The following is an 18,157-nucleotide window of genomic DNA, read 5'->3' as shown; positions in this document are numbered from 1 at the left end:
CGGCGCGCAGCGCCGAGACGGTTGAGGGGTGTTCCAGCGGAGTGAGACGCTGGTGTTCCCTGGAGCACCCCTCATCCGTCGCCTTCGGCGACACCTTCTCCCACAAGGGGAGAAGGGGGAGCTTTATCCCCCCGCCTTCACCTTCTCAAACATCTTGGCGAGGTCGTCATTCTGTTTCATCGGTCCGGTGAAGATGGTGGTCTTCAGCATCACCTCCGGGTCGGACGGCAGCTGCAATTTCTCCAGCTCCTCCTTCGGCACCGCCGCGAAGGCCGAACTGGTCGAGCTGCCATAGCCGTAGGCCTCGATCAGGTATTTGCCGGAATCCGTCTCCAGCCGGCTGTTGATGAAATCATAGGCGAGGTCGACATTCTTGGCCTCCTTGAGCATCACGAAGCCGCAGGCCCAGGTCAGCATGCCCTCCTTGGGCTTCATGAACTCGACCGGCACGCCCTGCTTCTTGAGCGAGGTGGCCGACGCGTTCCAGGTCATGGCGGCGACCAATTGGCCGCTGGCCAGCGCCTGTTCGACGGAGGTCATGTCGGTGGTGTAGTTGGAGAGCAGCGGGCGCTGCTCGCGCAGCTTCTCGGCCACCTTGTCCATTTGCTCCGGCGTCATGTCGAACGGATTGACGCCGGCGAGCAGCGCCGCCACGACAGGCGTGTCATGCACCGCGTCGATCGTCGCCATGCGACCGGCATACTGCTTGTCCCACAAAAGGTTCCAGCTCGCTTCCGGGTTCTTCACCAGATCGGTGCGGTAGAGGATCGAGGTGTTGCCCCAGTCCCACGGCACCATCCAGACCTTGCCGTCGCCAGCCTGCAGGTCTGGCAGGTTCTTGAACACCGGGAAGATCGAGTCCCAGTTCTTGATGCGCTTGGTGTCGATCGGCTGCAGCAGGCCTTCCTTGTTCCAGCGCGCCACCTTGTCATAGCAGGGATGCGCAATGTCGGGTCGGAAGCCGGCCTTGACCTTGGTGAAGGCGTCATCGTCGTCACCGAAGATCGAGGCCTCGACGCCATCGGGATGCGCGGCAAGGAAGCTCTTGTTGAAGTCGGGCAGTTCATAGCCCGACCAGGTGAAATATTGCAGTTTGTCGCCGGCGAAAGCGACGGTCGACGACAGCGCCAGCGCGAACGCCGTCAATCCAGCGCAAACAGTCTTTGCAGAGATCGATTTCAGGTCGAATGCCATTGCAGTTCTCCTCTCTTGGTTTGTTTTGGTTGTGATGGATCCGCGGGCTTTGGCGCCGTGGCGGACAAGCCGCGATGGCGCAGGATTTCAGCTGCTGCAGCGATGACGAAGGACACCGCCAGGATCGAAGTGCCCAGTGCCATCACCGTCGGCAGCGACCGGGGAAAACGCAGCTGGCTCCAGATGTAGAGCGGCAGCGTCGGCTCGGTGCCGGCCAGGAAGAACACGACGATGAATTCATCGAAGGAGATCAGGAAGGCCAGCATGAATGCCGAGACGATGGCCGGCAGGCTGAGCGGCAGCATGACCCGCCGGAAGGTCGTCCAGTCGGAGGCGCCGAGATCGAGTGCCGCCTCGCGAATGGTTTTCGGGATGGCGGCGAAGCGGCTGCGCATGATCACCACGGTCGTCGGCAGCGCCACCAATATATGGCCGAGAACGATGGCGACGCGCGATGGCCCCAGACCAACGAGGTTGATGAGGATCAGCAGCGATATGCCGACGATGACGCCCGGGATCAGGATCGGCAGCCTTGCGATGGCGCTGATGGTGGCGGCCAGGGGCGAGCGGCCGTAGAGGTCCATGTAGGATACGGTGATGCCGCACAGCGTCGCACCCGTGGCGGCGATGGCGCCGATGGCGAGGCTGTTCAAGAGTGCACCGGTCAGCGCCGAATTGCCGAACAGCGTCGCGTACCATTGCAAGGTAAAACCTTGCAGCGGAAACGCTGCCTGGATCGAGTTGTTGAAGGAAAACAGCGGGATCAGCAGCACCGGCAGATAGAGAAAGACCAAATAGGCGGCGACATACATGCCGAGCCAGCGGCCACCTCCCTGCGTGCGTGCAGTGCTCATGTGCGGCTGCCAAATCTGCGGTCGGCGAAGCGGGCGACCAGCACCACGCACAGGATGACCAGCATGACGGCGACGGAGAGTGCTGCGCCAAACGGCCAGTCATTGGCCTTGCCGAATTGCGCCTGGATCAGCGTGCCGATCATGGTGCTGGCCGGGCCGCCGACGAGCGCCGGCGTGACATAGTCGCCGACCGTCGGCACGAAGACGACGAGGGCTGCCGCCAGCACGCCCGGCATCGAATTGGGCAGCACGATCCGGCGGAAAGAGGTGAATGGCCGCGCGCCGAGATCGCAAGCGGCCTCGATCAGCGATTTCGGGATGGTGTCCAGCGCCACGTAGATCGGCAGGATGGCGAAAGGCGCATAGGCGTGCGCCAGCGTGACGACGACGGCGGCCGGCGTGTTGAGAAAGGCCAATGTCGGCTCGGACCAGATGCCGCTTTCGATCAGCGCCGAGTTCAAAACGCCATTGTAGGCGAGCACGATCTTCCAGGCGAAGACGCGCAGGAGATAGCTGGTCCAGAACGGCAGCGTCACCAGGAACAGCAGCAGGCCGCGCCGCCGGCCGGCGTGGAAGGCAAGGTAGTAGGCGACGGGATAGGCCGTGACGACCGTCGCCAGCGTGACCAGAGCGGCAATGATCAGCGAGCGCAGCGTCACCGTCCAGTACAGCGGATCGGACACCACGGTGACGAAGTTCGCGACGGTGAAACCGGCGCCGAGCAGCGAACCGTCATTGCCGCGGAAGGCGAGGAAAAGCACGAGGCCAAGCGCAAACAGGATCAGCAGCAAGGTGACCAGCGCGCCCGGCAGCAGCATGGCGACCCGGAAGCCCTGGGAAGACCGGGCCTCTGGCGCTGATGTGGCAACTAGGGTCGACATCGACCTGCCTATTGGAAATTTGAAATTGGCTTAGAGTTTTTCATATTCATGAAACTGTCAAGCAGAATCCCCTAACGGAGCCCCAAGGGGATGAAGCGCCCTGGTCAGCGCTCCAACGCATCGAGCAGGCGATACCAGGCGATGGTCGCGGCGACGCCGACCTGGCGGAAGGCGTGAAACGGGATCGGCCGGATCGGCGAGACCGGGAAAGGCAATTGCCTGGCGTCGCCACTTTGGAGGTAGCCGGCGATGCGCTCGCCAAGCGCAGTCATCAGGCCGACACCACGACCCTGGCAGCCGACCACGGCGAGCAGGCCTTTCTCCGGCTCGTGGATGTGCGGCAGGTGGTCCGGCGTCATCGCCACCCGGCCGAACCAGCGCTTCTCGATGGGAACGCCGGACAGCGAGGGATAGAGCCGTACCAGCGCACGCTCGAGATGCGCCCAGTCGCCGGCGCTCGTCGGCAGCGCCATGCGTCCCCGTCCGCCAAGCACCAGCCGGCCGTCGGCGCTCTTGCGGTAGTAGACGAGGATGCGCCTGGAGTCCGACACCGCCTGCCCTTCCGGCAGGATCGTGGCCGCCAGGTTGGACGGCAGCGGCGCTGTGGCGATCTGAAAGGAATGCAGCGGCACGATCGTCTGGGCGAGACCGGGGATCAGACCGTCCGTATAGGCGTTTGTCGCCAGCACGACCGCCTTTGCCTGCAATTCCAGGCCATTTTCGATCAAAATACGCCAAACACCGGCGGCATTGGCGAGCCGCACGACCCTTTGGCGCTCTGCTATCCTCACGCCAGTCGCGGTCCCGACCCGGGCAAGCTCAGACGTGTAGGCGAGCGGATCGATCACACCGGCGCGGCGGTCGAGCCAGCCGCCGAGATAACCCTGTGCGCCAGTCCTGGCTGCGGTCTCCTCTGCGTTCAGCAACCGGACGTCGGCACCGCGCGCGTGCCATTGCCGGTCGCGGTTCGTCGCCGCCTTCAGCGCGGCCTCGGTGTGCGCCGCCTGGATCCAGCCATTTCGAACGAACGGCACCGCCAGATTCTCGTCGCGGATCAGCTCGAACACCGCGTCGGCGGTCGACGCCGCGAAATTGACAAGCGCCTCGCCGCGCTCCGGGCCAAAATGCTCAAGCAACCATTCCGGATCGTATTTCAGGCCGGGAATGACCTGGCCGCCATTCAAGCCTGATGCGCCCTGGCCGATCTCGCCGGCGTCCAGCACCTGCACCGACAGGCCAAGCCGGGCGGCATGCAAGGCAGTCGACAAGCCCATGATGCCACCGCCAACGATGGCGAGATCGACCCGTTCGCCATTGGGAAGCGATTGAAACGTGGAAGCTGCCTGCGGCCTGCGCCAGATGGGATCGGAGAATGCTGTCGCCAAGGGTCACCTGAATGCGCTGCGATTGGTGAAAATCCTAGTCAGAATTTCACAATTTTGAAAGAGCACCATGGCTTTCGCCTGTGGACTGCCGCCGAGACGACCGGAGACCCAGAGTTCCGATCGCCTGCGACGGGATAGACCTTTGACGGGAATCCGGTGAAAGTGCCACGCCGATCCGGCTAGCCCACATTGTCGATCACTTCACCACATTGTCGATCACTAAGAGGACAGAGCGCCATGACGAACCCGACCCACCTGCCCAGCGAGGGCCTTTTTGTCGGACGCGCCAGAAGCAGCGGTGCTGCATACCCGCTGGTCGTCACGGTTCGCGATGGCACGGTCTTCGACATCACCTCGCGTACGGCACCGACCATGCGCGACCTTTGCGAGATGGCCGACCCGGCTGGGCATGTCCGCTCGGCCGAAGGCAGACCGATCGGTTCGCTCGATGACATCGCCGCCAACAGTTTTGAAACCGGGCGCGATCCAGCAAAACCCTACCTGCTCTCCCCGGTCGACCTGCAGGCGGTCAAGGCATCGGGCGTCACCTTCGTCGTCAGCCTGCTGGAACGGGTGATCGAGGAACAGGCGCGTGGTTCGGCTGAAAAAGCCGATGCCATCCGCGCCGACATTGCCGGACTGATCGGCCACGACCTGTCGAAGCTGAAGCCCGGTTCGCCCGAGGCGATGGAGATCAAGGCCAAGCTGATTTCGCGCGGCGCCTGGTCGCAATATCTGGAAGTGGGCATCGGCCCCGATGCCGAGATCTTCACCAAGTGCCAGCCGATGGCCTCGGTGGGCTTCGGCGCCGATGTCGGGCTGCACCCGGTGTCGACCTGGAACAATCCGGAACCCGAGATCGCCATGATCGCCGCCTCCAGCGGCAGGATCGTCGGCGCCACTATCGGCAACGACGTCAATCTGCGCGACGTCGAAGGGCGTTCGGCGCTGCTGCTCGGCAAGGCCAAGGATAACAATGCCTCGGCCTCACTCGGCCCCTTCATCCGCCTGTTCGACGAGACGTTCTCGATCGATGACGTCAAGCGGGCCGTCGTGCGCCTGAAAGTCGAGGGCGAGGACGGGTTCTCGCTGGAGGGCGCAAGCTCGATGGCCGAGATCAGCCGCTCGCCGGAGGAACTGGTCGCCGCGGCCATGGGGCCGCACCACCAGTATCCGGACGGGCTGGCGCTCTATCTCGGCACCATGTTCGTTCCGTCCAAGGATCGCGGCGAGAAGGGCAAGGGTTTTACCCACAAGGTCGGCGACATCGTCACCATCTCGTCGGAAAAATTCGGCGCGCTGGTCAACCGCGTGCAGCTGTCGCCAGACTGCCCGCACTGGACCTACGGCGCCAGCCATCTGATGCGGGAGCTGGCCAGAGCCGATCTGATCTAGCAACTGATATCGTCGGCGCCCTGCCAGGGCGCTGCGGACCTGGTCCCGTGGGCCTGGGATGGTCGTCGGCGTGCCCTTGTCGGCGCAGGCCGCGTTCGCGCGACCGAAACATCACACCAATTATCCGACAGTCGGAAAATCACCTCAACTGATGCAATCTGATGGGACGGCTGATGACGCCCCGTCAGGCGCCCACTACACCTGCAGATGGAGGCCTGGCAGATGGAGGCTTGCCATCCGTCGAAAAAGGGGATGCTCTGACGCATCCGATCGGCACTGGCAAAAGACGCAGAACAAGGGACGGATTTTGAACTGACGATCTACAAACGGGAGGAAATCAAATGCTGACACGGCTAAGACGCGTTCTATACGGCCTGTTGGTGGCGCTGATGGTGGTACCAGCAGCGGCACAGGCCAAGACGTTCTACTGGATTTCGCATGGCGGTCCGGCCGATCCGGTCTGGACCTACTTCCTGGCCGGCGCCAAGCAGTGGGCCAAGGACACCGGCAACACGGTCAACACCTCGTTCCACAACGGCGATGTCGCCTCGCAGCAGGAAGCGGTTCGCGCCGCCCTCTCCGCCAAGGCCGATGGCATCGTCACCACGAGCCCCGATCCGGGCAGCCTGATCGAGATCGTCAAGGAAGCGCGTGCGGCGAAAGTGCCGATCATCAATTTCAACACGCCTGATCCGAAAGCCGATTTCAACGCCTATGTCGGCGGCGACAATGTCACCTTCGGCAAGCATTGGGCACAGTATCTGGTCGACAAAGGCCTGGTGAAGAAGGGCGACTTCGTCTGGATGCCGGTCGAAATCCCCGGCGCCACCTATGGCGTGCAGGAAGAGGAAGGCATCAAGAGCGTCTTCGAGCCGCTCGGCATCACCTATGAAATCACGGAAGCGACGCTTGATCAGGCTGAAGTGATCAACCGCATGGTCGACTACCTCACGGCGAACAAGGCCAAGGTCAAGGCGATCATCGGCCTAGGCGACCTCGTCACCGGCTCGATCAAGCGGGTGTTCGACCAGGTCGGCATCAAGCCGGGCGAAATCCCGGTCGTCGGCTGGGGCAATTCGCTCGACACCACCCAGGAAGTACTGAACGGCTATGTCAATGCCGGCCAGTGGCAGGACCCGCAGGCGACCAGCTATGTCGCGCTTTCGCTGGCCAATATGGCCGCCGGCGGCATTCCTCCGGGCTTCAACGTCATCACCGGCGCGCTCTATGAAAAAGACACCGCGCAGATCTACGACGACATCCTGTCCGGCAAGTAACATCCAATCTCAACAGTCGCGGCCGCCCAACGGTCGCGACTGGCTCTCCATTTCGCCGAGCCCTTCGCACGCGATGTGCAACGCTCAGCCTTCCACTCATGTCGCGGATTGCCTGTGGAAAATCATTCGCTCGTCCCACGCCTGATCGCACGGCCGGAATTCGGCCCTTTCGTGCTGCTCGTCGTCGAGATCGCCGTTTTCTGGAGTTTCAACCACGACTTCCTGTCGCCGCAGAACATCTCCAACACGCTGGCTTTCACGGTCGAGCTCGGCCTGATCGCGCTGGCGATGACGCTGTTGATGACGTCCGGCGAGTTCGACCTCTCGGTCGGCTCCTTGTTCGGCTTCTCGCCGGTCTTGATGTGGACCCTGTTCAACAGCGGCCTGACCTCGCTCGAAGTTGGCTTTGTCGCCGCGCTGCTGGTCGCCGCCTTCATCGGGCTGGTCAATGGCTGGTTCGTGACGCAGCTCAAGATCCCATCCTTCCTGGTGACGCTCGGCATGCTGCTGGTGGTGCGCGGCACCGCCCTTTTCGTCACCGACGGTTTTCCCCAGCGCACCTGGAGTGCGGAGGGCAGCTGGCTGGCGGAAGCGCTGGTCGGCGACTTCTTCATCGGCCCGTTCCGCATCTACATGTCACTGTTCTGGTTCATCGCCGCGGCGATCGCGCTCGGCTACGTACTGACGCAAAGCCGCACCGGCAACTGGATCCAGGCGGCCGGCGGCAACCCGAGCGCGGCGCGGGCGCGCGGCGTCAATGTCAGCGGGGTCAAGATCGGCTTGTTCGTGCTGTCGTCGGTCATGGCCTCGCTTGCCGGCGTCATCTCTTCGTTGCGCACGTCCGCCGCCAACCCCAACAGCGGTACCGGCTATGAGTTGGAAGTCATCGCCATGGTGGTGATCGGCGGTACCGCACTTACCGGCGGGCGCGGCACGATCATCGGCACCGTGCTCGGCATCCTGATCCTGCGCGTGATGCGCAACGGCATCGTGCTGATCGGCGTGCCTGGTCTTGCCTACAACATCTTCATCGGTGCCATCATCCTCGGCATGATGGCACTGCATTCATGGCTGGAACGCCGGCATCAGGCGGGGACTTGAACCATGGCCGAGCCACTGATCCGCATGACGAACATCCGCAAGTCCTACGGCCGCGTGCAGGCGCTGGAGGATGCCAATTTCCATGTCAATGAACGGGAGATCGTCGGCTTGCTCGGCGACAATGGCGCCGGCAAGTCGACGCTGATCAAGGTGCTTTCGGGTGCCGTTCCGCTGACCAGCGGCGATATCTTCATCCGTGGCAAGAAGGTGAGCCTGCGCAGCACCAGCGACGCCATCGCCCATGGCATCGAGACGATCTACCAGGACTCCGCACTGGTCACGCAACTGTCGATCGCCCGCAATCTGTTCCTCGGACGCGAGCCGATCAAACCGCCGCGCTTCCTCAACCGGATGGACCAGGAGGCGATGAACACGGTTGCCCGCGACCTGCTCAAGCAGGTCGGCATCTCGAAGAACATCCCGCCGACGACGCCGATCGGTTCGCTCTCCGGCGGCGAGCGTCAGGCGGTGGCGATCGCGCGCGCCATGCATTTCGACAGCGACCTGATCATCCTCGACGAGCCCACCAACAATCTGGGCGTCGCCGAAACACAGGGCGTGCTGAGTTTCGTGCGCAGCGCCCGCGATTCCGGCCATTCCTGCATTTTCATCGCCCACAACATCCACCATGTCTTCCAGGTGGTCGACCGCATCGTCGTCATGCGCCGGGGCAAGGTGGTCGCCGACGACATCGACCCGAAGACGACCAGCGTGGCGGAGGTAGAGCGGATCATCACCGGCATGTCGGACAAGGAAATCCGCGATGCCATCACCGATGGCAAGCCGTCGCACTGACTGTCGGGTGATGGCGGCAATCACCGCCGCCTCAGATCGCATCGCTTGTCTGGCGCGGCATCGCAGGGCGCATAGGTAGCGGCATGAAAGCCACCGTCTCGGATATCGCCCGCAATTGCGGGCTGTCGACCGCAACGGTCGACAGGGTGCTGAACAACCGGCCGGGTGCGAGTGCGGCCAACCGCCAGCGCGTCATGGAGGCGGCCAAGCAACTCGGCTACCTGCCGGTCGCCGATCAGGTGACGCTGCCCTCGCGGCCCGCCCACCTCGAATTCCTGCTGCCGATCGGCAGCAATGCCTTCATGCGCGATCTCGCCGGGCATATCGAGGACTACGCCGCGCGTCTGCCGCTTGTCGCCTCGTGCCGGATCCACAATCTCGCCGGTATCTCGCCGAACGCGCTGCAGAGCGCTGTCGAAAACCTGTCGCTCAGGGCCAATGGCGTCGGCGTGATCGCTGTCGATCATCCGCGTACGCGCAACATCCTGCGCGACATCGTCGAAGCCGGCATGCGTCTGGTGACGCTGGTGTCCGATGTTCCGACGGCACCGCGCGCGGCCTATGTCGGCATCGACAACCGGGTGGCGGGACGAACGGCGGCGCTGCTGATGGGACGCTTCCTTGGCGGCCGCACCGGCCATCTGGCGATGGTCGTCGGCTCACGTTCCTATCGCGGCCACGAGGAACGCGAGATGGGTTTCCGCTCGGTGCTCAATGAGGAGTTTCCCAATCTGACCGTCAGCAGCGCCGTCGAGATCAACGACGAGCCCGATGCCAGCTACACCGAGACCATGAAGGCACTGCACGACGAGCCGGAGTTGCTCGGCATCTATTGCGTCGGAGCTGGACATTCGGGCGTTGCAAAGGCGATCCGCGAGGCCAGGCCGAACCGCAAGCCGGTGTTCATCTGCCACGACCTGACCAAGGACACGCGCGGTCATCTCGTCGACGATCTCGCCGATGTCGTCATCGACCAGAATGCGCGGCTGATCGCCGAGCAGTCGGTCATTCGCCTGCTCGGCTCGATTGCCTCCTCGGCCCCCTATCTGACGCGCAAGTTCATCGAACCGCGCCTGATCTTCAGGGAAAACGTGCCGGTGCAGTGAAGCAGGCGGCCTGCAAAAATGCCTGTTGCCGGATTTGTATGATAATTGGCACGGCAAATCTGCACAGCAGCTATGCAAGTTTCTTTGTTGCCGAATCGTTGGGCAACTCGTAGGTTCTGGTTGTCGGCCATCTACTCCTCCCAGATGCGATGCCGACGCTGAATGGGGTGCACCTCCTCCCGCGCCACATTCGAAAATCGAGCCCGCTGCCACCTCCTCCCGGCAGCGGGCTTTTTTCGTTTGGCCGCCGGAGTTTCCATACCGCCTGGGTCAAAGGCGTACGCGGCCCTCCGTCATAGAGCCGTAACCCGCCAACAATCGTGGCGAATCTCAACCGGCGGCAGCGCCCCGGAACGAAACGATCAGCCCTTCGGCCATGCGCACGAACTGGGTGCTCGGGCCTTCGGTACCCACGGTCTGCACGCTGACACGCGCGCCCTCGAACAGCAGCGACAGCGTATCGGCGAGCAGTTCGGCCTGACCAATGCCGGCATCCCGACATAGCGTCACAAGGCGCGCGCGCTGGGCTTCCTTGAGCTCCTTGATCACCAGCCTGGCCGGATGGTCCGGCTCGGTCAGCTCAGCGGCAGCGTTGGCCATGTCGCAGCCGCGGCCGTCCGCATTGAGCATGGCAGCCGCCTTGCGAACCCAGGCATGCAGCTGGGCAAGCTTGTCACCAGGGAATTCGGCCTCGAATGCTTCCCACATAGCGCCGGCCTTGGCCGCATTGGCGCGCAGGCATTCGACGATCAGTTCGTCCTTGGATTCGAAGTGACGATAGAGCGTCATCTTGTTCGTGCCGGCAGCTTCGGTGATGGCGTCGACGCCGACGCCCTTGATGCCATGCTTGTGGAACATGTCGCGTGCCGTCTCCAGGATCCGATCCCGGGGACGAGAGCGCTCCACGATGCCGTCTGCCATCATGATCTCCTTTCGTTTCCAAAAAACCCTCGGCCACCTCTTGACTAGGGTGTTACCGGTCTGTAACTTCCAGAATGTTACTTACTGGTAACACCTATATCGTCCACCGTCAATAACAAGGCCGTGAACGGCCCTGCCAGACGAGAGGGGCGAGAAACTGCCAATCATGCGGCCTCGGCCGGTGAAGAGATGAAAACGGTTCGCGAGCACGGGCTGCGAATCGACAGACAAGGAGCCGGCCATGCCACAGCGCCGCGATCTTACCATAGATGAAGCCGTCCGGGATCCGATGATCCGGCTGGTCATGAAAGCCGATGGCGTCGACCCGCGCGCCTTCGAGACGATGTTGCGCTCGCTCGCCGATACGCAGCGTGGCGAGGTGCCGTTGCTGCGTTCGCGGGACGGCCTCGGTGACAAGCGCGGCCAAAGGCTGTCCAGGGTTGCCAGCGCCTTCGGGCGGGCAACAGCAGCCGGAGAGGCGTGCGTGTCGTGGTAAACTTTTTCATTCACCGTCCGATCTTCGCCTCGGCGATCGCCATCATCATGGTGCTCGCCGGGTCGATTTGTTATTTCCTGCTGCCCGTCTCGCAGTTTCCCGACATCACGCCGCCGCAGGTCGTGGTCAGCGCCCATTATCCGGGCGCCAGCGCACAAGTGGTGGCCGACACGGTGACGACGCCGCTGGAGCAGCAGATCAACGGCGTGCAGGGCATGACCTACATGTCGTCGACGAGTTCCAATGACGGCTCCTCGACCATCACCATCACCTTCGATGTCGGCTATTCGCTGAGCACCGCCGCCGTCGACGTGCAGAACCGCGTCTCGCAGGCCGCCTCGTCGCTGCCGGCGATCGTCAACCAGGGCGGCGTGACGATCAAGAAGCAGAATCCGAACTTCGTCCTGATCGTCAACCTGACTTCGCCCGACAGTTCGGTCGATCCGGTGGCGCTGAGCAACCTTGCCTATCTGCAGGTGGTCGACCCGCTGAAGCGGCTGCCCGGCGTCGGCGACGTGCAGATCTTCGGCGAGCGGCGCTATTCGATGCGCGTCTGGCTCGATCCCGACAAGCTCGCCAATCTCGGCATCACCGCCGTCGATGTGCAAAACGCCATCGCCGAACAGAACGTCCAGGTGGCGGCCGGCAAGATCGGCCAGTCGCCGGCACCCGCCGGCACCGCCTTCGAGATGCAGGTCAACGCCGTCGGCCGCTTGAGCGATCCCAAGGAATTCGGCGACATCGTCGTGCGCGCCAACACCGATACCGGCTCGCTGGTCAGGCTGCGCGACGTCGCCCGCATCGAACTCGGCGCGCTGCAATATTCGTCGTCTGCCTTCTTCGGTAAAGACCCGACCGTGGTGCTTGCCGTTTACCAGATGCCCGGCTCCAACGCGCTCGATCTGCAGCAGCGCGTCAAGGACAAGATGCAGGAGCTGTCGGGCCGTTTCCCGAAGGGCGTGTCCTATGCGATGCACTACGACACCACCCGTTTCGTCTCGGCGTCGATGCATGACGTGCTGATCACGCTCGGCGAAGCGCTGGTGCTGGTCGTCGCCGTGGTGTTCCTCTTCCTGCAAAGCTGGCGCACGACGATCATCCCGACCATCGCCATTCCGGTGTCGCTGGTGGCGACGCTGGTCGTCATGGAGATGCTCGGCTTCTCGCTCAACATGCTGTCCCTGCTCGGCATGGTGCTGGCGATCGGCCTCGTCGTCGACGACGCCATCGTCGTGGTCGAGAATGTCGAACGACAGCTGGAGGCCGGGCTCAAACCGCTTGCGGCGACCAAGGCCGCAATGACCGAGGTCACCGGCCCGATCATCGCCACCACCGCGGTGCTGATGGCGGTGTTCGTGCCGGTCGCCTTCATTCCCGGCGTCTCCGGCAAGCTCTACAACCAGTTCGCACTGACGGTGGCGATCTCCGTCGGCATCTCCGCCTTCAACTCGCTGACGCTGAGCCCCGCGCTCAGTGCCGCCTTCCTGCGGCATCGCGGCGAAACGCAGTTCGCCCCGTTCCGCTGGTTCAACACCGGCTTCGACAGGCTGTCGCACGCCTATGCCAATGGTGTGCGCATCCTCATCCGCTTGCGCTGGATCATGCTCGGCCTGTTCGCGGCGGGGCTGGTCGCCACCTACTTCGTCTGGCAGCGGCTGCCCTCGACCTTCCTTCCGGTCGAGGACCAGGGCTATTTCTTCGTCGTCATCCAGTTGCCCGACGGCGCGTCGCTGGAACGCACCGACGCGGTGGCGCAGAAGGCGCGTGACATCCTGCAGGCGACGCCCGGCGTCGACATCGTCGGCTCGATCAGCGGCCTGAACTTCCTGACCAGTGCCGCGCAATCGAATTCGGCGGTCGAATTCGCCATCCTGAAGCCATGGGAGGAGCGGGGCCCCGACCAGAGCGCGTCGAAGCTCGTCGCCGATGTGCGCGGCAAGCTGATGCAGATCCCGGAGGCCTTTGCGCTGAGCTTCGATCCGCCGTCGATCCCCGGTATCGGCACGACGGGCGGCTTCGAGTTCGTCGTCGAGGATCTGACCGGCCGCGGCAGTTCAGCCCTCAACGATGCGACGCAAGCCGTGATCGCCGAGGCGCGCAAGCAGCCGGAAATCAACCCGCAGCAGCTGTTCTCGCCGTTCTCGACCTCGACGCCACAGTTCAACTACGACCTCGACCGCAGCAAGGCCAAACTGCTCGGCCTCAACCTGCCTGACGTCTTCAACACGCTGCAGATCTATCTCGGCTCGCTCTACGTCAACGACTTCAACCTGTTTGGCCGCACCTTCCGGGTGACCATCCAGGCCGACAAGGATGCACGTGCAGGTGCCGCCGACATTTCGCGGCTCTATGTGCGCAATGCCTCCGGCGGCATGGTGCCGCTCTCGACGCTGGGCAAACTCGTGCCCTTCGTCGGCCCGGAGACCGTGCCGCACTACAACAACAATGCCTCGGCCTCGATCAATGGCGGCGCCGCACCGGGCTTTTCCTCCGGCCAGGCGGTTGCCGCCATGGAACGGGCCGCTGCAACCGCGCTGCCAAGGGATTTCGGTTTCGAATGGACCGGCATCACCTTCCAGGAGCTCAAGGCAGGATCGATCGCGTCCGTCGTCTTCGGCCTCGCCATTGTCTTCGTCTTCCTGATCCTGGCGATGCAGTATGAGAGCTGGGCGATGCCGTTCATGGTGCTGTTGGCGGTGCCACTGGCCCTGTTCGGCGCCTTCGCAGCGTTGTTGCTGCGTGGCATGCAGATCGACGTCTACTCGCAGATCGGCTTCGTCATGCTGATCGGCCTGGCGGCCAAGAACGCGATCCTGATCGTCGAATTCGCAAGGCGACGGCGCGAGGAAGGCCTCAGCATCGTCGACGCGGCGATGGAGGCGGCACGGCTCAGGCTGCGGCCGATCCTGATGACGGCCTTCGCCTTCATCCTCGGCGTGCTGCCGCTGATGTTTGCGACCGGCGCCGGTGCGGCAAGCCGGCAGTCGATCGGCACCACCGTGTTCGGCGGCATGGTCGCGGCGACCATCCTGTCGCTGGTGTTCGTGCCGGTGTTCTACGCGGTCATCGAACAGCTGCGCGAACGCCGCGGCAAAGACGAGCCCGCCTCTCAAGACAATGAACCAACTGCTGAGCACGCTTTACCGCCCCTGGCGGAAGCGGCCGAATGAGATTGGAGACTGATCATGCGTAAATGGAAAATCGCGTTGGGAACGGCTGTCGCGCTGGGTGCGATCTCGGTGGCCAGCGTCCACCTGCTCGATATGGGCAATCTCAGCCTCAATGCCGGCACGGCAGGTGCGGCGCCCGCCCCGGCGGCGTTCGTCATGCCGGTGCCGGTGGTCAGTGTCGTCAAGAAGACGATCCCGATCTACCTCGACTATGCCGCGCGGACAGAGCCGATCCGCAGCATCACCTTACAGGCGAGGATACCCGGCTATCTGCAGGAGCAGACCGCAGCCGACGGCGTCGACGTCCGGCAAGGCGATCTTCTCTACAAGATCTCGCCTGACGACTTCCAGGCGGCGCTCGACCAGGCCAAGGCCCAAGTGCAGCGCGACACAGCGACGCTCGACTATGCCCGATCGAATCTTGGTCGCGGCACCGAGCTCGCCAAGAGCGGCTACCTCGCCAAGGACGGCTTCGACCAGCGCACCAGCACCTTGCGCGAAGCGCAGGCATCGCTGGCGCTGAACCAGGCGGCGGTCCGCACGGCAGAGCTCAATCTGAGCTACGCTGAAATCCGGGCGCCGTTTGCCGGGCGCCTTGGCCGCAACCAGGCCTCGGTCGGAACGCTGGTCAGCGTCGCCGGCACCGTGCTCAACACGCTGGTGCAGCTCGACCCGATCTACGTCACCTTCAACCCGAGCGAGACGGATCTGACCGAGATCGAGCAAGCCCGTGCGAACGGCCCGATCGAAGTGGATGTCCTGCTCCCCGGCCAGACCGAGGCAAGCCAGAAGGGCGAGCTTACCTTCATCGACAATTCGGTCGACCGCTCGACCGGCACGATCACGGCGCGCGCGACGATCGGCAATGGCAAGTTCACGCTGCTGCCGGGCCAATATGTCCGTGTCCGGCTGCATGTGAGAGAGCAGGCCGATGCGCTGATGGTGCCCCAGACGGCCCTGGGCTCAAGCCAGCTCGGCAAATATCTCTATGTCGTCGGCAAGGGCAACACGGTCGACCAGCGGCTCGTTTCGCTCGGACCGACGAGCGGCGATCAGGTCGCCATCCTCAGCGGCGTCGCCGAGGGCGACCAGGTGATTACGGGCAATCTGCAGAAGATCGGCCCCGGAGCGCCCGTATCGCCGATACCGGAAAAGCCGGCCACCTGAACACCCCCGTCAGGATCCGGCTTCAGCGCGGCGCCCCGGCCTTCCCACAGGTCGCGGGCGCCGCTCGACTGAACATCGACCAGACCGGCAACATCGGCCCGGTCGGCCTTGGCCGGCGGCATGAATGCACAATAGGGGTGCCCGAGGCGCACCGAGACGGAGGAGAGCGCAATCAGCCGACCGGCCTCCAGATCGGCGTGCGCCATGACCCGCTGGCCAAGCGCGATGCCCAGGCCGAGCCTTGCCGAGGCGATCGGCGTCGGTGAGCGCGATGCGGTTGCCGCTGCGCGCGAACAGCTGCTTGCCGAACCAGGTTTCGAGATTGCGTATCTGCTGGCTGACCGCCGCCGACGAAACGCCGAGTTCAGAGGCGGCCAAAGTGAAGCTGCCGGCACGGGCGGCAACTTCAAAAGCCTTGATCGCATTCAGCGGCGGCAACCGTTCCACAGCGGCTCCATATGACTCGCCAGAGGGAATTTCGGAACGGTCTCTGCAGCGTTGGCCAATCAATTGAGATAGCCTCTTGTTAGATTGTCGACAATCTGCTTGTCTTGCTTTCGGTTTCCTGGGAGTGGCCGAATGGCGAAAGCGGATTTCAGTCCTATCGCGGATACGACGCGACGCGCCGAGATCGTTGCGCTGTTGCGGCGCGCGATCCTGACCGGCCAGCTCGCGCCCGGCCAGAAGCTCAACGAGCTCCGTATCTCCGAACAGATGCGGGTCAGCCGCGCGCCGCTGCGCGAGGCGATGCGCGAGCTGGTCCAGGAAGGGATCCTGACCAGCATCCCCTATGCCGGCACCTTCGTCATCGAGGTCACAGCCAAGGACATCGACGATGCCTATTCGTTCAACAAGGTGATGGACGAGCTGGCCATCGAGCGGGCGTGGCCGCTGCGTGACCAGCGCTTCTTCGACGAGCTCGACCGGCGCCACGAAGCCGTGAAGCAGGCGACCCGCGCATTGGACACGACACGCCAGATCGAAACCGCGCTGCAACTGCATGGCCTGATCTACGAATGGGCCGACAATTCGGTGCTGCTGGAAACCTGGCAGCGGCTGACCAGCCGGCTGCAGATGTATTTCGCGCTCCACCAGCATGCCCGCAACGAGCCGGTGTCGGCCGAAGACGTTCACGAAACCTATGTGCGGTTGCTGAAGGGCAAGGACATGCGTGCGGCCCAGCGCCATGCCAGGGAGCATATCGATCTCGACTTCGAGGAGTTGCTTGCCTACGCGCGCGGCCTCGAACAACGCCCATCGAGGGGCGCCTGACCCGTTCCCAACACCACAGACAGCGGACAAGACACGTGCAGATCGAGACCATCAAGGCCTACCACGTCATGCAGCCCTTCGTTGACGGGCCATACCGCATGTCGAAGGGGCGCGAGGCCGACGCCTTCGACGCGGTGATCGTGTCCATGACATCAGACAGCGGCATCACCGGCTGGGGCGAGATGGCGCCGCTCGGCAATTTTTACTCAGCCGCCTTCCCCGCCGGCGTTCGCGCCGGCGTGGTCGAGATCGCGCCGCATCTGATCGGCCGCGATCCGCGCGGGCTGGCCAGCATCGGGCGGCTGATGGACACGGTGTTCAAGGGCCATCCCTACATCAAGTCGGTGCTCGACATGGCCTGCTGGGATCTGGCGGCGCGCGCAGCCGACGTGCCGCTGGTCACGCTGCTCGGCGGCAAGGAAAGCGACACAGCGGAACTCTACAAGGTCGTCACGCACGGGAGCGTCGACGCCATGGCCGCGCTGGCCAAGCGCATCGTCAAGGACGGCTTCCACCGGCTGCAGGTCAAGGTCGGCGGCAATGTCCATGACGACATCGAACGCGTCATCGCGGTTGCCTCCTCGGTGCCGAAAGGCACGGTCATCTTCTGCGACGCCAATGCCGGCTGGACTCCCTATCAGGCGCGCCAATTCGCCGATGCCACGCGCGCCATCGACTACACGTTCGAGCAGCCCTGCACCACGATCGATGAAAACATGTCGGTGCGCCGCATGCTCGACAAGCCGATGGTGCTCGACGAATCCGTCACCTCGCTCGAGGCGATGCTGGAAATTCATCGCCTGGGCGCGGCCGACGGGCTGACGCTGAAGATCTCGCGCCTTGGCGGCGTGACGAAGACGCGCCAGATCCGCGACGTTGCCGTCGACCTCGGCTTCATGATCACGGTCGAGGACACGGGCGGCGCCGAGATCGACACCGCGGCGATGGCGCATCTGTCGCTGTCGACGCCGGAAGAGCGCCGGCTGCACGCCATCGCCTTCCATGAATGGGTGACGGTGCGCACGGCATCGAACATGCCACCGGTCACCGGCAGCCGCATGGGCATTCCAGACGGGCCGGGTCTCGGCATAGACGTCGTTCCCGATCTGCTCGGCGCGCCGTTCTTCGAGATCGGGCGCTGAG

16 protein-coding genes are annotated in these 18,157 nt (G+C 63.7%); 10 read left to right on the top strand and 6 right to left on the bottom strand.

Annotated features, from left to right (window positions below; translation table 11 throughout):
* Positions 1-123: 123 nt before the first annotated feature.
* From P3C39_RS15105 to P3C39_RS15090, 4 genes are all read right to left on the bottom strand, one after another.
* Positions 124-1,194 (bottom strand): ABC transporter substrate-binding protein, encoded by a 1,071-nt coding sequence (locus P3C39_RS15105; RefSeq protein WP_275953769.1) that lies wholly within the window; start codon positions 1,192-1,194, stop codon positions 124-126.
* Entirely contained in the window at positions 1,179-2,048 is an 870-nt protein-coding gene (locus P3C39_RS15100) for an ABC transporter permease (RefSeq protein WP_027163814.1), read from the bottom strand. Before P3C39_RS15100 ends, P3C39_RS15105 begins: the two co-directional genes overlap by 16 nt.
* Positions 2,045-2,929, bottom strand: a complete 885-nt coding sequence (locus P3C39_RS15095) for an ABC transporter permease (protein WP_275953770.1) — start codon at positions 2,927-2,929, stop codon at positions 2,045-2,047. Before P3C39_RS15095 ends, P3C39_RS15100 begins: the two co-directional genes overlap by 4 nt.
* Before the next feature lie 104 nt (positions 2,930-3,033).
* Positions 3,034-4,314 carry an FAD-dependent oxidoreductase gene (locus tag P3C39_RS15090; protein WP_275953771.1) on the bottom strand — a complete coding sequence of 427 codons (1,281 nt, stop codon included), beginning with the start codon at positions 4,312-4,314 and terminating at the stop codon, positions 3,034-3,036.
* A 237-nt stretch (positions 4,315-4,551) separates the two neighbouring features.
* Between P3C39_RS15090 and P3C39_RS15085 the strand changes: the two genes are divergently transcribed.
* The 5 genes from P3C39_RS15085 to P3C39_RS15065 all read left to right on the top strand — a co-directional run bounded on the left by P3C39_RS15085 (position 4,552) and on the right by P3C39_RS15065 (position 9,988).
* Complete coding sequence (locus P3C39_RS15085) at positions 4,552-5,709, top strand: fumarylacetoacetate hydrolase family protein (protein ID WP_275953772.1); 1,158 nt, start codon at positions 4,552-4,554, stop codon at positions 5,707-5,709.
* Between the two features lie 341 nt (positions 5,710-6,050).
* Positions 6,051-6,986, top strand: coding sequence for a substrate-binding domain-containing protein (locus P3C39_RS15080; protein WP_063167633.1), 936 nt, complete (start codon positions 6,051-6,053; stop codon positions 6,984-6,986).
* Between the two features lie 114 nt (positions 6,987-7,100).
* On the top strand, positions 7,101-8,087 hold the full coding sequence (locus P3C39_RS15075; RefSeq protein WP_024502616.1) for an ABC transporter permease: 987 nt from the start codon (positions 7,101-7,103) through the stop codon (positions 8,085-8,087).
* Between the two features lie 3 nt (positions 8,088-8,090).
* The gene (locus P3C39_RS15070) at positions 8,091-8,882 is read left to right on the top strand and encodes an ATP-binding cassette domain-containing protein (protein ID WP_013532870.1); all 792 of its coding nucleotides are present in this window, start codon (positions 8,091-8,093) and stop codon (positions 8,880-8,882) included.
* Between the two features lie 83 nt (positions 8,883-8,965).
* Positions 8,966-9,988 (top strand): LacI family DNA-binding transcriptional regulator, encoded by a 1,023-nt coding sequence (locus P3C39_RS15065; RefSeq protein WP_064995102.1) that lies wholly within the window; start codon positions 8,966-8,968, stop codon positions 9,986-9,988.
* A 330-nt stretch (positions 9,989-10,318) separates the two neighbouring features.
* On the opposite strand, the gene P3C39_RS15060 is transcribed toward P3C39_RS15065, so the two are convergent.
* The gene (locus tag P3C39_RS15060) at positions 10,319-10,909 is read right to left on the bottom strand and encodes a TetR/AcrR family transcriptional regulator (protein ID WP_013532873.1); all 591 of its coding nucleotides are present in this window, start codon (positions 10,907-10,909) and stop codon (positions 10,319-10,321) included.
* Positions 10,910-11,150: 241 nt separating this feature from the next.
* Between P3C39_RS15060 and P3C39_RS15055 the strand changes: the two genes are divergently transcribed.
* Genes P3C39_RS15055 through P3C39_RS15045 form a run of 3 tightly spaced genes read left to right on the top strand, consistent with a single transcriptional unit; the run spans position 11,151 to position 15,742 of the window.
* Positions 11,151-11,405, top strand: a complete 255-nt coding sequence (locus tag P3C39_RS15055) for a hypothetical protein (protein WP_024502614.1) — start codon at positions 11,151-11,153, stop codon at positions 11,403-11,405.
* Positions 11,399-14,575 carry a multidrug efflux RND transporter permease subunit gene (locus P3C39_RS15050; RefSeq protein ID WP_224674037.1) on the top strand — a complete coding sequence of 1,059 codons (3,177 nt, stop codon included), beginning with the start codon at positions 11,399-11,401 and terminating at the stop codon, positions 14,573-14,575. Before P3C39_RS15055 ends, P3C39_RS15050 begins: the two co-directional genes overlap by 7 nt.
* A 15-nt stretch (positions 14,576-14,590) precedes the next feature.
* Entirely contained in the window at positions 14,591-15,742 is a 1,152-nt protein-coding gene (locus P3C39_RS15045) for an efflux RND transporter periplasmic adaptor subunit (RefSeq protein WP_013532876.1), read from the top strand.
* A 9-nt stretch (positions 15,743-15,751) separates the two neighbouring features.
* Here P3C39_RS15045 and P3C39_RS15040 read toward each other — a convergent pair whose 3' ends face one another.
* Positions 15,752-16,189, bottom strand: a complete 438-nt coding sequence (locus tag P3C39_RS15040; protein WP_275953774.1) for a LysR family transcriptional regulator — start codon at positions 16,187-16,189, stop codon at positions 15,752-15,754.
* Positions 16,190-16,321: 132 nt separating this feature from the next.
* On the opposite strand from P3C39_RS15040, the gene P3C39_RS15035 reads away from it, so the two are divergent.
* Both P3C39_RS15035 and P3C39_RS15030 read left to right on the top strand, forming a co-directional pair.
* Complete coding sequence (locus P3C39_RS15035; protein ID WP_275953775.1) at positions 16,322-17,014, top strand: GntR family transcriptional regulator; 693 nt, start codon at positions 16,322-16,324, stop codon at positions 17,012-17,014.
* Positions 17,015-17,049: 35 nt separating this feature from the next.
* Entirely contained in the window at positions 17,050-18,156 is a 1,107-nt protein-coding gene (locus tag P3C39_RS15030) for a mandelate racemase/muconate lactonizing enzyme family protein (RefSeq protein ID WP_275953776.1), read from the top strand.
* Position 18,157: the final 1 nt, after the last annotated feature.

The sequence above is a fragment of the Mesorhizobium sp. XAP4 genome (assembly GCF_029269325.1).
In the GTDB taxonomy this organism is placed as follows: Bacteria; Pseudomonadota; Alphaproteobacteria; order Rhizobiales; family Rhizobiaceae; genus Mesorhizobium; species Mesorhizobium ciceri.
The sequence above is the reverse complement of the archived record's forward strand: the minus strand, read 5'-3'. Positions and strand labels throughout refer to the sequence as shown.